Genomic DNA, 13,375 nt, shown 5'->3' on the forward strand with positions numbered 1-13,375 from the left:
CAGGGTTAAAGTAGCAGGAGAGAAAACTGACCGCCCTGGTCCTCGCGGGTAGCCCGTAGCGCCTCACGGCCGATGGGGCGCACCGCCCGCACCAAGGCACTGAGCACGTCGAAATCAGGCTGGGTATTGATGTGGAGCCCGAGCCGCTGGGCTACTTCGGCAGTCAGGCCGTCGCTGTCCAGGCCTCTGCCCAACTGCTGCATCAGCATTTCCACGTCGGTGATGGCGGCAATAACCCGGCTGCGGTACTGGTTCCAGCCCGGGTGGGTGATGGTAGGGGCTTCGCTGGCACGCATCAGGCAGGGGCTAAAGGTGGGTATCGTAGCCCGTGACCGAAGTGAACAGGGCCGGCAAGTCCTCCCCGTACACCATTTCAAACGTCTGCTGGTTGGTGATAACCGGCTCCCAGTCGACCAGCTTCTGGTGGTAAAATTCCACCTTGTAGGTGTCGGTGGGCATGAGGGTAATTTTCAGGCGGTTCACCCGGGCCTGGTTGTCGCGCAGGTCCATGCGCAGCCAGGGATTGGGGTTGCTGGCCGTCCGTCCGGCGGCCATGAGCTTATCGGCCCCGGTTATCACCAGGAAGCGACGTCCTCCCAATTGTGATAAGATGGTATAAGCTTCTTCGACGATTTCGGGTTTGGCGCTCATAAACGGCTTTTTTAGTGCGTTGCTGATACTTATTAAACGTGAAATCAATTATTAATGTTTCAATTTTATTTAAATTATATTATCAATTATTGACTAATTAGTGGTGTAAGCAGGCTCTCTGAATAACTTTTCCCCTCTCGTTTTTTTGGAAATCCAGCCCGGTACTGGCCACTGGCCGGGTGCTTATGCGTTCAGTCGGTCCGGTCTTGCCGTTTTAAACTGCTGGTCTATGCTACCCTGTACAGGGCTTTGGTGGCTAGCTATTTGTCTTCGCCTTGGTAACAGCCCGGTTGCCGCCTCGCAAGTATGTCCACGCAGCTCATGCTCGTCCGGGCGGTTCGATATGGGCCTAGGAAGAGGTGTTCCCGTCGCTCAAGGAAAGTAGGTAGTGAGTGAAGTCCTGAATATCTTCGTTTCTGGCGCTTAAACCACACTTTTGGCTTATAAAACCTTTCCCTTAGTACAGTATAAGCTGCGCGAAAAGTTGGGTAAATGTTCGCAATCGGCTTATAAAACCTTTCTTTTAGCTTACTCAAAGGTTAGTGAAAACCTATTGGCAGGCTTATAAAACCTTTCTTTTCGAAGATGAATCGTGCCTAGTGCCTCAGCTGCGGAGGAATTGACGGCCGTGAGCAAGTCATCAATGGGCCAGTGGGAGACTTATAAAACCTTTCCTTTCGTCATTGTTATCTCCTGCTCTCAGGCAGTTGGTATCTTTATAGAAGGGTTTAAAGCTGCTTCAGAAGGGCTGTTCAAATGCCAAAGGATGCCCTCTACTTTATTTGTATCATATTTAATATAAATAAAGTACAATCACTGTTTTTTAATGGGTGGGCATCCGATTTTGTTGTTTTCTGTTTTGGTCCCCGGCCCACCCGCCGTCAGACCTTTTAAAAGCCTTTTTTTGTCCTCGTCACAAGCTTGTGAGATTTGTTAGTTATTTGTCTTATTTGTAGGGCTTGTAACGTGTTGATTTTCATGGCCTATGGAGGCACTTAGGAAAGGTTTTATAAGTCAAAGGAAAGGTTTTATAAGTCTAAAGGGAAGGGATTATAAGCGAAGGGAAAGGTTTTATAAGTCCAGAGGAAAGGTTTTATAAGTGAAAAGAAAGAACCTTAAGGGAAAACTTTCTTTTAGTCTTTCCTTTTGACATCTCGTTGTTATCTTCGCCTATACTACCACTTTCCCACCCCCATGCAAGGTCTTGATACTGCGGCTGCTATAGCCAATTCCACCGGGCTCGAAATTCGACAGCACAACGCCATCACGACGGCGCGCTACGAGATGACCGCCTGCGAGATGGACATCGTGTTCTACCTCCTCTCGCTCCTAAAGAAAGAAGACCGCATTGGCACCTTCTACCGGGTGAAAGTACTGGACCTTCAGCATCTCACCGGCCGGCAGTGGAACTACCAGCAGTTTCTGGAAGCTACGTCGGCCTTGCGTACCCGGGAATACGTGATTGAAGACAACAAGCGCATTCTGCAGGTGGGCCTGCTGGCCTCGGCGGAGTACATGAAGGGTGAGGGCGTCATCGAGTTGGAAATCTCGGAGAAGATTCGCCCGTATCTCATCGACTTAAAGCGCAACTTCACGTCCTTTCGTTTGCAGGCGGCTTTTAGCCTGAGCAGCAAGTACGCCAAGCGCATCTACCAGATTGCCTCGCAGTGGAAAGACAAATCCGAAACCCGCACCTTCACGCTGCACGACCTTAAGGTGATGCTGGCGCTGAAAGACCCCAAGGGGGTTGAGCCGGAGCAGTACACCAAGGTGTCCATGTTCCAGAAGTACGTGCTCGACGTGGCGGTGACACAAATCAACCAGAATACGGACCTGCACATCGGCTACGAGCTCATCAAAAAGGGCCGCTCCTTCGAGAGTATCCGCTTTCAAATCAAGCAGCAGGAGCCTCATCAGCTGCCCCTGCCATTCGAGCAGCCCCTGGATGACTCCCGGCTGCAGATGGCACGGCAGCGGCTGGCGGAGCTCGATATCCGGGACACCCGGCTGATTGAGCAGATTCTCGGCGAAGCGCGCATGGTGGATGAGCTTTTTGCCTTCTGCTACAAGCTCAAAACGGGTAAGGTGAAAGCATCTACTAATCCTGGGGGACTGTTTTTAACTGTGGTGGGGCTTCGCAAATCTCAAGCGGCACCCGTCAAAAAGTAACCGCGACAGTATAAAGACTAGTACATGTGGAGCCTGCTCTGGCAAAAGCTCATATTCGGGGTGATTAAGAGTAAAAAACAGTACAAAATGTTAATGATTTTTATGCCTTTTTTGACTATTAATCAGTTAGTTAAGGCTGAATTCCAGCGCGGTTTCTTCACACTCCCTTATGCCGGTACTAGACCGTACTTACCAGTGGCTTCGGGCGCAACCTGAGGCACTCATTGAGTCAGGAAGAATGCGGTAATACCCGGCAAGGCCGGCCAGAAAGCAATTTCTGGCCGGCCTTTTTTGCCTGAAGGCTCATGGTTTAGTGCCTTGGCTCCAAGGTAACCGGGGGCACATTGCCATTGACGCCGAAGGCCAAGGAGTGCCTGCTGGTGTCAACCCGGCTACTTCTCAACGACGATTTTTCCTCTTAGCGCCGCCTCCAGCTCGAAACGTGAAAGTGCCCCGGTTTACCCTCGTCGTGAACCTTTCTGCCGCTCAGCATCTTGATACCCGTTGGGCCCAGCCTTATCGCCAAGCGCCGGGGGCTGGGCCTTACACCCCTTTGAAACCAAAACAAGTAGCAGCGTTACCGCATGAGACAGCTTAAAATCAGCAAGCAGATTACCAACCGCGAAAGCCAGTCACTCGACAAGTATCTTCAGGAGATTAGCAAGGTGAGCATGGTGTCGATAGACGAGGAAGTCGAGCTGGCTCAGCGCATCCGCGAGGGCGACCAGATGGCCCTCGAAAAGCTGACCAAAGCCAACCTGCGTTTCGTCGTCTCGGTGTCCAAGCAGTACCAGAACCAGGGCCTGACCCTGGGCGACCTCATCAACGAGGGCAACCTGGGGCTGATTAAAGCCGCCAAGCGCTTCGATGAGACGAAAGGGTTCAAGTTCATCTCCTACGCCGTGTGGTGGATTCGCCAGAGCATCCTGCAGGCCCTGGCCGAGCAGAGTCGCATCGTGCGCCTGCCCCTGAACCGGGTGGGCTCGCTCAACAAAATCAGCCGCTCGTTCTCGGAGCTGGAGCAGAAGTTCGAGCGCGAGCCCTCGGCCGACGAGATTGCCGAGCTGCTGGAGCTGAGCACCTCTGAGGTGGCGGACACGCTCAAAATCGGGGGGCGCCACGTCTCGATGGATGCGCCCTTTGTGCAGGGCGAGGAAAACCGCCTGCTCGACGTGATGGTGAATGCGGACGCCGAAAGCCCCGATGCCGGCTTGCTAGACGACTCCCTGCGCCGGGAGGTTCAGCGGGCCCTCTCGACCCTGACCCTGCGCGAGGCGGATGTCGTGACGCTCCACTTCGGGCTGAATGGGCACACGGCGCGAACGCTGGAGGAGATTGGTGAGCAATTTAGCCTAACCCGCGAGCGGGTGCGGCAGATTAAGGAAAAGGCCATTCGACGCCTCAAGCACACCACGCGCTCGAAGGCCCTCAAGCCGTACCTGGCCTAGCCGCGGCGGTCTACCTGATGGCCCGCTTCAGTAGTAGGGGTGTTGTTAAACATCACGCTGGTTTTTCCTTTTGTCGGCGGCCACCGGTCCCCAAATGAAAGCGCCCCGGCCAGCTGACCGGGGCGCTTTCGTTAAGTACTCAGGCGGGCGGGGATACCGGCCCTGGCGCATTCTCCACGCCCACTGGCTGCCGCACGGTGGGCGTGGGCGCTGAAAACCGTGAGCATCAGCTAGTCGCGCTGCTCGTCGGCCGGGTACTCCGGGTAGTCGGTGCTATCCTAGTTGTCGGCCAGCTCGTCGCATTCCTGGGGCGGGTACTCCGGAATCCAGTCGCCGTGCTCAGCCGGCGCAGGCTCCTGGCCGTTGGGCGTGAAGTCGAATGAATACCGCTCCTGCACCTCGGCCAGCGTTAGCGGGGTCAGTGTTGGATAGTTCGGGCCGTAGTGAAAGCGGGGCTCGATTTCCACGTAGTACTGCCCGCTGGGCTGCTGCCAAAGCGTTACCCGGCCGTTGCCCTCCCCTTCCCCGGGCGTGACCCGCCGGCCGGAAATGTAGGCATAGCTGTCCAGCGGCAGTTGGCCCAAGTCAAGCTCTAGGCGCTCCCAAGGGCACTCCCCGCTGCCCCCCATTTCTTCCTCGAACGCAACCCAGGTTCGCCACTCGTTTTTCTCCACGATGCGGCCCCGGTACTGCGCCCCCTGCTGCTTCATTTCCTCGGCTAAGGCGCTGAGCGTGTCGTACTGCTCGAACGTGTACGGTTCGCGGCCGGGGATTCGGAATGGTCCGGAAAACTGCGCGGTCAGATAGTCCACCTGGTCGGCCGTACCGGCGCGAAGGGCGAAAAGCTGCGGCTCCTTGCGCTCGTGGCTGTTCTCGTGAACCTCTAGGTAACGGTGCTCGGGAATCTCCTGCCAATTGGCCGGGTCGGCCAGCTGGGCCGCGTCCTGCCGGTCTGTGCCGGTGAAAGCTTCTACCTCATAAAAGCCGTAGTAGTCGGCCAGTCCTCCGTACACCACGGTAATGCGGCCGGTGTGAAGGTTGCGGTAGTAAAGCGGGGCCGAAATCACCCGGTAGTCCTGCGAGATGATTTCTACCACTTCGGGCACTTGGGCGGGGGCCGCTGGACCGGGCATGTAGGGCTCCAACTCCCGGCCGAAAAAATGCCCCAGCGTTACGCCTGAACCCCGTAGGTGCTCCGGCATCGTGTCTGGCTGGCAAAGGACGCCTAGCCAGCCCTCGCCGTGAAAGTACGCTTTCACTTCGGCCGGTCCGATGCCGTTCAGGTAGATGTGAACCCGGGCACTGATGGTGGGCACCTCGCCGCTGCCGGACCATTGGAGGCCAGCCGGTAAACCGGTTCGGGAGAGGAATCCTACCCACTGCGGGCACTGCTGCGGGTCACCGGCCCAATCAAAGGAGCTAAGTCGGGGCTGCTTGGCGGCGGGGGCTGGGGTTATCATATCGAATGGGAAAAGGGAGTAGTGAAAAGAAGAGCCGGGGACTAGGCGGCAAGGGCTAACTGGCTGCCGAATACCACGCCGGCGCGGGGGCTGCTGCGCATCCGGCGGCTGGCGGACTTGGCGTAGTGAGTAGTTTCAGTTACCAGTCCCAAAAAGCCGGCGGCATGGGTGTAGCCCTTCACCTCGGCCCGCTCCTGGTGGCCGTCGCGGTTCACCGTTACCGTGGCCCCTACCGCTGGCACGGGCTGCTGGGCCGACCAATGCAGCCCACCGGGCAGCATAGTTAAGCGGGGCGCGGCCTCGAACTCGGGCACCGGGTTGGTCAGCTGCGCAGCGGCATCCTGACGGGCTTGCCAGGCATCCTCGCGGGCCTGACGTTTGGCGGCGTTGGCAGCGCGGAGCCGGGCGAGGCGAGCAGCGGGAATGCGACGGGCGGGGCGGAAAGTGGCGGGGGCGTTCATACTGGAAAACGGGTTTGAGGTGAAAAGTGCGGCTAGAACCACGGGGCGGCTTCCCATGCTGCGAGCTCAGCGGCGGATACTACCGGAGGTGCGCTAGGCGCTTCGTCGGCGGGGTCAAATCGGTCGGCCCAAACCTCGCCGGGGGCTAAATCAAAAGATTCGTCAACCATTGATAAATAGCTGTTTTATAGTTCGTTGCTTATACCTATAAAACGCAAATCCAGCAATAATATTTCAATTTTATTTAAATTATAGTGATAATTATTGATTGTTTAAGTTGAGTACGGCGATAGTATTACGGTCGAATTTTTCCCTCTTGTATAGCTTTAACAATTGCTTTTTTGCAATTGCAATTTCCTTTTGTTGCCTGCCCCCGTGGCCGCCCGACGGAATAGCTCCACCGGGCGGTTGTTGGCCTTACTGCGGAGTGGCTTCGGCTCTGGGGGCTTCCTCCGCTTCGTAGCTGGGCACGATGCCCAGAATGTGGTTGGCGGCTTTCTGGCCCTGACTGGCTGCCGAAATAATCAACTGCTTGTCGTTGCGCAGGGCTTGCAGCCAGTTGGCTAAGTAGCTGGCGCTGCTGGGCTCGGTGCGGGTTAAGTCCAGCCCGGCCGCGTGGCTAAGGAACGAGGCCCCCAACTCGGCCACCAGCTCTTCCTTGGCGTAGGTTTCGCTGCCAAAGGCTGCTAATTCGGTGAGCGTGGCCCGGTCCAGCCGCTTGGCGTGGCCGGTGGAATGAGTCAACTCGTGAAACAGGGTGTGGTAGTAGTCTTCGGCCGTGTGGAAGTCGCTGGCCTCGGGCATGGTCACGGTGTCGGTGCTGGTGCGGTACATGGCTTCACTGCCTTTATGCAGCACCCGGGGACCACCCACGTAGCCGGCCAGCACCTGCTCGGCGGCCTGCTCGGGCGTGTGCTCACGGCTGGGCAGCGCGGGAAACGTCCACGCCACCCCATCAATCTGGGCCACGTTGAACACCGTGGAGTATTTCAGGAAAGCCTTTTTCTTCTCCTCGCCCTTGCCGTCCTCCTTCTTGGTCACGGTGAAGAAGACCACCGGCATGCCCTTCTCGCCCCGGCGCACCTGCCCGCCCAGCTCCTTGGCTTGGTTGTAGGTCAGGAAATACGGGTGCTCATACTCCAGCATCCCCAACAGCAGGGCATTTACGCCCTGATACACATGCTTGCTACGGTAGTTGCGGGGCGCGCCGTGGGCGGCGTTCCACGGCTGCTTCCACGGGGTCACGCCGTTCTCCAACGCCAGAATAATGCGGTTGGTGATGATTTCGTAAACGTCGGGGCGGGGAGCAAAAGGAGCGGGCTTTTTCATGAATTAACAGGTTGGTTTTATGCTTGCTGCTTATACTATTTAAACGCAAAAACCTGCATTAATGTTTCAATAATATGTAAATTAAAGTGTCAATTATTGATTATTATACCCTTGTATTTGGCACGGATTCTGATTTTTCCCTTTTGTTCTTTATTGCTCATCTCAGGTATTATTCGTCCGGTACTCATTGACGCGGCTGTGAATTGGTCGCCCGGCTTTTTCCTTTGGTTCGCGAAAGGGATGGCAGGGGTTCAGTCCGCAGGACCGCAGGCACCGCCGGAGCGCCGCACAGCCCGGCCCGGAGGGATTCGCCCAACTGCCTACCCCTGCTAAAGCGGCTACTCCATCGCTCAGCATGGGCATTAGCCGTGGATTTGCTACTTTTGGTAACGCTTTCAGCCGCCTGCTCACTTTCCTTCAATCCATGACATCTGCCAGCCAAGCTGCTTATCAGGCCCTACGGGATTACCTGAACTCGCTGCTCAGCCCCACCCACCCCGACCAGGCGCTGGTGGAGGTGCCGTCGGCGCTGCGCCCAAGCCTGGAAGCTTTTATGCGCGGCAAAACCGAGTACCAGGATGAGGCGGGACGGCGCATGATTTACGCCCACGACCTGGCCGCCTGGGCCGGCGACCTGATTCACGGTGCGGGCCTAATCACGCCCCTGCCCCTGGCTACGGTGGACGTGGCGGCGCTGCGGGCGGCCACCCTGCGGCAGGCTGCATGACGTGGGCCGAGATTGAACGCCTGACCGGACTGGTACAGCAGTTGCCTCCGGTGCGCCAGCAAACGAGCCAGCAGCTTAGTCAGGTGATGGTTTCGGCGCACTCCACCATGATTGAGGGCTCCCGGGTGACGGTGCTCGAAGCAATGGATTTTCTACTGGGCGAGTCCCCCATCCTGGGACCGGGCAAGCCCCTGGAGGGCTACGACATGCTGGGCGACCACGCCCGCGCCCTCGACCTGGCCTTGGAGCGGGCCGACGCGCAGCAGCTGCCCGGCCCGGCCTTCCTGCGGGAACTGGCAGGGTCTGTCATGCGCAGCACCGGCCGGCTCATTAACACGGCTTTGGGCACCGTGGACCCCACGCAGGGCGACCTGCGCCGCAACAACGTGTTTATCGTCGGGGCCAGCTCGTTTCCCAATGCGCAAAAGGTGCCGGCCCTGGTCGCGGCTCTGGTGGGGGAACTGCGCGAGCGGATGCCGGCGGCCGCCACCCTGCGCGAGCAGTTGGAGCTAGCCTTCGAGGCCCACCAGCGGCTGGTGAGTATTCACCCCTTCAACGACGGCAACGGGCGCACTTCCCGACTGCTCATGAACTACGTGCAGCGCTACTATGGCCAGCCGTTGACCATCGTGTTTCGGGAAGACCGCCAAGCGTATTTCGAGGCGCTGGAGCAAAGCCGAGTGGCGGAGGATTTAGCGGTATTCATTGATTTCATGCTAGGTCAGCACGGTAAGTCGCTGGCGTATCAGCTTTCGGCAGCTCCGCCCCCTGCTCATTCCTGATGGCTACAGCCAGCAATGGCTGTTTCTTACTCACCAACTTTATCCTTCGTATGTCCACGGCCAAAGTAGAACTAACGCTTACCCCCGAAGGTCGTCACCTGGCTTTCTCCAAAGAAATGCTTGAAGTAGCTCACGTATTCCGCCGCGCTGGTGGGGAAGGCAGCCCATGGCAGCGCGTGGCCATCAATGCCCGTTCGCCCTACCTCGACACGGATGTTTTTGCACCCGGCACCCACCTGGAATACTATGTGCAGTACGAAACTCAGCAGGGTTCACCCGAAGAACGCAGCCACATTGTGGGTACTACCACGGGCCTATTATAGCTTAGAGTGGGGGCAGCCTGCCTGTTGGGAAGGTATTATTAGCCTTTGTTAAAAGGTTTGTCCAAAATTCGCGTTTGCAATTCCTAAACCCTTCCCCGCAAGTACTTTCGGTTTCTATACATTTGGCTCATTAGACTGGGTCAGAAACCACGGCTCAACTACTAATAGACTAGCCTACCGGCCCTCGATTGTCACTGTTATTCAATTGCTTACTAGAGGGCAGAACTTAGCACAGTACTAGGCCCAGTATGGCGTGCCTTTCTGGGCCCACTGCTGCAGAGCCAATGCACGTTGACAAGTTCGCCTGATGGGCTTCCGTTCAACCTTGCACCAAACTTTTAACCAAATCCAGCAATTAAACCTCACCTACATCAGCCATCGGCCGCGCAAGCAGGACACTCTACCACTACGGCAGCCAATAAGCATAGCAGCCCTTACCTGAGGGCGTGATTGCCGCACCGCCGGCCCAACGGATTGGTGTGCGGTCGTAGCCATTTTGAGCAGCTGTTAGCCCGACTGCTGACGCAAGTACCCGGGCTTATTCGTCAACCATAAACTGGAATACTGCCGGCTTCAGCACGTATTGACCAATGTGTGGCACCATCTACAGGCCAAATACTATGCTGCGGGCCTCTAGAATGTGCTCAACCAATCGCAGGCTGTGTCGAAGCTACTACCCAGTTCCGCTTCAACAGCTGCGGATGGCTATTGCGGCGACAGATTGCGGATAATGGTTTTCTTTTTCCCCTGAAAGACCACCAGCACCGAATCACGGAATATCTTCGTCAGCACGATACCTTGTCGCTCGTCGCCAGCTTTGAGCATGGCCTCTTTCTCATCAATTGCCAGTAGCGCAATCCGGGTATTTTGCCGGGTATTGTTGATAGAGCCCATGTACTTGAGGGAGGGCCACACGACGGGAGGAACCGGTACGGCGGGCGCTGCCACCGGAAAATTAAGCGCCCGCCCTGGAGCGGGGGTGGCGGCTCGTATGGGGCTATTCACTGGTCCGGCCACCCCTACCGAAAGGGGCGGGTTTATCTTCCCGCCTTTGAACGGGTCGACGTAATTCAGCAGCAATTTTGGTGGTCCGTGCGAGGCTACCGGGCGGTGGATGAAGCGCGGTGGGGTTATTTCCGTTACCGCCGCCTCCGGACCACCCTCCGCCGCTGACCAGAGGCGCTGAAAAATAAGGCCCCAGATGGCCAACACCGCTGGCAGCAGCACGTAGAGCAAACGCTTATTTTTCACTCGGGACCCGCGTTATTGGATGATAAAAGGCCTTTTGGCAGCTGCCGGCCCCACGTTGCCCGCCCGGTCGACGGAGCGCACCGACCAGTAGTAGGTGCCGGTGGACAGCGGAATGGCGGGCGCAGGCAACACCAGCGTCGTGCCGCTGCTGGCCTTGGGAAAACCGCTGAAAAGCGCTGTCTGGTTGGGTTCGTAGAAGAACACGCTGTCCCGCACGACATCCGTCGAAGGATGGGACCAGGTGAGTGTTACCGGCAAGGTCAGAAACAAGGCCGAAGCCGCCGGGCTCACCAGGGTTGGAGCGGCGGGCGGCGTCACGTCTACTTCCACGGTTCGGGTGGCCGAGGTTGCCGAACTATTCGCGTTTAGGGCCGTGATGTGCCACTGGTACACCTGACTGGTGCGCGGCAGGCGCAGGCTAACGGCCGTGGCCGTACCCACCAGCGTATCCAGGGCAGCTCCGCCCCCCGCCCGCGGATTAGGCGAGATAACTAGTTGGTAGCGCTGGGCCATCGGCAGGCCCGTCCAGCTAAAGTTGACGACCGGGACATTGGTCACCGCCCCGGCGGCGGGCAATCCCAGCTGTAGCGTTTGCCCCGTCAGTCGGGTGGTGGTGTCGAGTTGGAAGCCCCGGGTGCTGAACGCGGTTTCGTAGCTCCCGTTCACGGCCTGCACCCGCCACTGATAGGCACCCGGCACCAGGGTCGTGGTGAAGAAGGTGCGGGTCACCGTCGAGTCGTGGAACGCTTTGGTGGGGCTGGCGAACGAAGGCGATGCCACCTGAATCCGGTAGCTGCGGGCATTCGCCACGGGCTCCCACCGAAAGGTCTGGACCACGACGGCGGTGCGGCTGCTGTCGGTGGGCGTGAGCAGTAACACGTGCCGGGCCGAAATATCCGGCTCGATGAGGTCGTCGCAGCTGGCCAGCGATAGCCCCATTAGGCCCGCGCCCAACAGGAGCAACAAGGAATTACGGCAGAGGCTTCTCATGGACTTCGCGGGAAATGCTTTGTAAATAAAGGTAGGCAAACAGAAAATCGCGGCGTTGCTTGCGGTCTTCTTCCACCACGAACCGCACCGAGGCGAGCCGGCCCACCGGGCGCTCGTACTCCAGGCTGTGCACGGCCTGGACCAGCCCCCGGAACGGGCCTCGCAGCTTGGCAATGCGCGTCTGCACCTGGTAGCCGGCGTGGTTCAGGGTTGCCCCGCGCGAGAGGGCCGCCAACGTCACGCCGTACTGGCGCGCGGTTTGGCTGAGCTGGTTGAGTAGATAACCTTCCTGGCGGGTGGTGTCGATGCGGTAGCCGCGCATCAGCCAGGCGTCGGCCCGCGCCTGGGCCGTGAGCTGTTGGAGCTGTTCGGGAGCGCGCTGCAACTCCACGAGGGCCTGCGCCTGCGCGACGTTGCTGCGCCACAGGGCGAAGGTGGGCTGCAGGTAACCCGCGCACACGATGACGAAGAAGAGCAGGCCCGCGCCCAGCACCAGGGCCGTGCGCTGCCGGTAGGTAAGGGTTCGCATCAGGAGAGGAGCACGGCGGGTTTAATCACCAGCGTAAAGGTGAACGTGCCCACGCCGGCAGCATAGTCGTAGGTGAAATTCTGGTCGCGCACGGCCCGCACCCACGTCCGCTTGGTAATGCGCTGCAGCCAGGCGTTAAACTGCTGGGCGTCGCGGCACTGGCCCTTGACCGTCACCAAATCGGGCTGAAACGTTGCTTGCGGCTGGGCACCGCCGCCCGCCGAAGCCGGCGCTACGTCTAGGCTGAGCAGGGTCAGCCCGGGGGCCATGGAAGCGGCCAGCCGGTCGGCGCAGACGCTGTTCCAGGAGGGCTGAGCCCAGCCGGTGCTGGTGAGAAACTGGTGTTTCTGGGCCGTGCTCTGGCGCAGTTGCTGCACCTGCTGCAGCAGGTGCTGGTTATTGCCGAGGCGGGCCGTCAGATGGTCCCGCTCGTCGATTAGGTGCTGGGCTACGAAGAAGTTGGTCAGCAATAGTACCAGGATGACCAGGGGCACGGCCAGGCGCAGGCGCTGGTAGAGGCCGCGATAGCTCCATTCGGCCCGGAGTTCCCGTACGCGGGGGACTGGCAGCCGCTCCTCCCCCGCTGCCGGCGGCTGCACCAATGCCGTGAGCGCGGCCGCGTAGGGCAGGACCTGGCGGGAGGAAAAAACGTCGTTGCCCACCGCGAAGGCCGCCGGCACCGCTTCCTCGCCCGGCTGGTATTCGACGGCCGCCAGGCCATCGCCGGCCGCGCTGAGGCGCACCTGAAAATCGCCCACGGCCAGCACCGGGCGTTGGGCCGCCGCGGGCAGATACGGCAGCAGGGTGGCAAAATCGTACGGCCCCAGGCTGACGGCCACCACCCACAGGCCGGCCGTGTGGAGCTCGGCCAGCAGCGCGTCCAGCAACTGTCGGCGGATGAGGGCCACCTGCGTCTCCCCCGCCCCGGGCTGGTACTGGATGTAAAAGTCGCTCAGATTAACGCCCGGCAGCGCGGCCATGAGTGGCTCCGCCCGGGCGGCGGCCGACTCCGGGGCCGGACCGGGAAGGGCGCGCCACAGCACCCCGCGCCCGGCCAGCACCAGGGCCAGCGGCACCGGCCCCGGGGCCAGGGCTTCGCCCAGCGCGGCGGCCGAAGTTAGGTCCTGCCCCTGCTGGGTGAGGCGCACCAGGTCGCGCTGGCGGCTGATTCCGCAGAAATCAGCGCGCCAGCTACCGTCCGCCTGGAAGGTGAGCGCCACGCCGGTGACGGCGGGCAGGGCAGAAAAGACCATCG

General features: G+C 59.2%; 14 protein-coding genes. 5 read left to right on the forward strand and 9 right to left on the reverse strand.

Annotation, left to right across the window (positions count from 1 at the left end; translation table 11 throughout):
* Positions 1-5: 5 nt before the first annotated feature.
* Both ACYU70_RS22045 and ACYU70_RS22050 read right to left on the reverse strand, forming a co-directional pair.
* Entirely contained in the window at positions 6-296 is a 291-nt protein-coding gene (locus tag ACYU70_RS22045) for a hypothetical protein (protein ID WP_342301134.1), read from the reverse strand.
* A 10-nt stretch (positions 297-306) separates the two neighbouring features.
* Positions 307-651, reverse strand: coding sequence for a hypothetical protein (locus ACYU70_RS22050; RefSeq protein WP_342301136.1), 345 nt, complete (start codon positions 649-651; stop codon positions 307-309).
* A 1,194-nt stretch (positions 652-1,845) separates the two neighbouring features.
* Here ACYU70_RS22050 and ACYU70_RS22055 point away from each other — a divergent pair.
* Positions 1,846-2,820 (forward strand): replication initiation protein, encoded by a 975-nt coding sequence (locus tag ACYU70_RS22055; protein ID WP_342301138.1) that lies wholly within the window; start codon positions 1,846-1,848, stop codon positions 2,818-2,820.
* A gap of 584 nt (positions 2,821-3,404) precedes the next feature.
* Entirely contained in the window at positions 3,405-4,268 is an 864-nt protein-coding gene (locus tag ACYU70_RS22060; RefSeq protein WP_342301140.1) for a sigma-70 family RNA polymerase sigma factor, read from the forward strand.
* Positions 4,269-4,546: 278 nt separating this feature from the next.
* Here the strand turns inward: ACYU70_RS22060 and ACYU70_RS22065 are convergent, their stop codons facing one another.
* From ACYU70_RS22065 to ACYU70_RS22075, 3 genes are all read right to left on the reverse strand, one after another.
* Positions 4,547-5,728, reverse strand: coding sequence for a hypothetical protein (locus ACYU70_RS22065; RefSeq protein ID WP_342301142.1), 1,182 nt, complete (start codon positions 5,726-5,728; stop codon positions 4,547-4,549).
* Between the two features lie 41 nt (positions 5,729-5,769).
* The gene (locus ACYU70_RS22070) at positions 5,770-6,189 is read right to left on the reverse strand and encodes a hypothetical protein (RefSeq protein WP_342301144.1); all 420 of its coding nucleotides are present in this window, start codon (positions 6,187-6,189) and stop codon (positions 5,770-5,772) included.
* A gap of 417 nt (positions 6,190-6,606) precedes the next feature.
* Complete coding sequence (locus ACYU70_RS22075; protein WP_342301145.1) at positions 6,607-7,518, reverse strand: ArdC family protein; 912 nt, start codon at positions 7,516-7,518, stop codon at positions 6,607-6,609.
* A gap of 424 nt (positions 7,519-7,942) precedes the next feature.
* On the opposite strand from ACYU70_RS22075, the gene ACYU70_RS22080 reads away from it, so the two are divergent.
* From ACYU70_RS22080 to ACYU70_RS22090, 3 genes are read left to right on the forward strand one after another with little or no spacing between them, the layout of a single operon-like run.
* Positions 7,943-8,245, forward strand: a complete 303-nt coding sequence (locus tag ACYU70_RS22080; protein WP_342301147.1) for a hypothetical protein — start codon at positions 7,943-7,945, stop codon at positions 8,243-8,245.
* Positions 8,242-9,027 carry a Fic family protein gene (locus tag ACYU70_RS22085; protein WP_342301149.1) on the forward strand — a complete coding sequence of 262 codons (786 nt, stop codon included), beginning with the start codon at positions 8,242-8,244 and terminating at the stop codon, positions 9,025-9,027. Before ACYU70_RS22080 ends, ACYU70_RS22085 begins: the two co-directional genes overlap by 4 nt.
* 50 nt (positions 9,028-9,077) lie before the next feature.
* Entirely contained in the window at positions 9,078-9,350 is a 273-nt protein-coding gene (locus ACYU70_RS22090) for a hypothetical protein (protein ID WP_342301151.1), read from the forward strand.
* A gap of 705 nt (positions 9,351-10,055) precedes the next feature.
* Here ACYU70_RS22090 and ACYU70_RS22095 read toward each other — a convergent pair.
* The 4 genes from ACYU70_RS22095 to ACYU70_RS22110 are packed head-to-tail and all read right to left on the reverse strand — an operon-like array spanning position 10,056 to position 13,373.
* Positions 10,056-10,601, reverse strand: a complete 546-nt coding sequence (locus ACYU70_RS22095) for a hypothetical protein (RefSeq protein WP_460616130.1) — start codon at positions 10,599-10,601, stop codon at positions 10,056-10,058.
* 12 nt (positions 10,602-10,613) lie between these two features.
* Positions 10,614-11,591, reverse strand: a complete 978-nt coding sequence (locus tag ACYU70_RS22100) for a hypothetical protein (RefSeq protein WP_460616131.1) — start codon at positions 11,589-11,591, stop codon at positions 10,614-10,616.
* Positions 11,572-12,120 carry a hypothetical protein gene (locus ACYU70_RS22105; RefSeq protein ID WP_342297139.1) on the reverse strand — a complete coding sequence of 183 codons (549 nt, stop codon included), beginning with the start codon at positions 12,118-12,120 and terminating at the stop codon, positions 11,572-11,574. The genes ACYU70_RS22100 and ACYU70_RS22105 overlap by 20 nt, the downstream gene beginning before the upstream one ends.
* Positions 12,120-13,373, reverse strand: coding sequence for a hypothetical protein (locus tag ACYU70_RS22110; RefSeq protein WP_342297140.1), 1,254 nt, complete (start codon positions 13,371-13,373; stop codon positions 12,120-12,122). The genes ACYU70_RS22105 and ACYU70_RS22110 overlap by 1 nt, the downstream gene beginning before the upstream one ends.
* Positions 13,374-13,375 lie beyond the last annotated feature (2 nt).

The sequence above is a fragment of the Hymenobacter segetis genome (assembly GCF_054776495.1).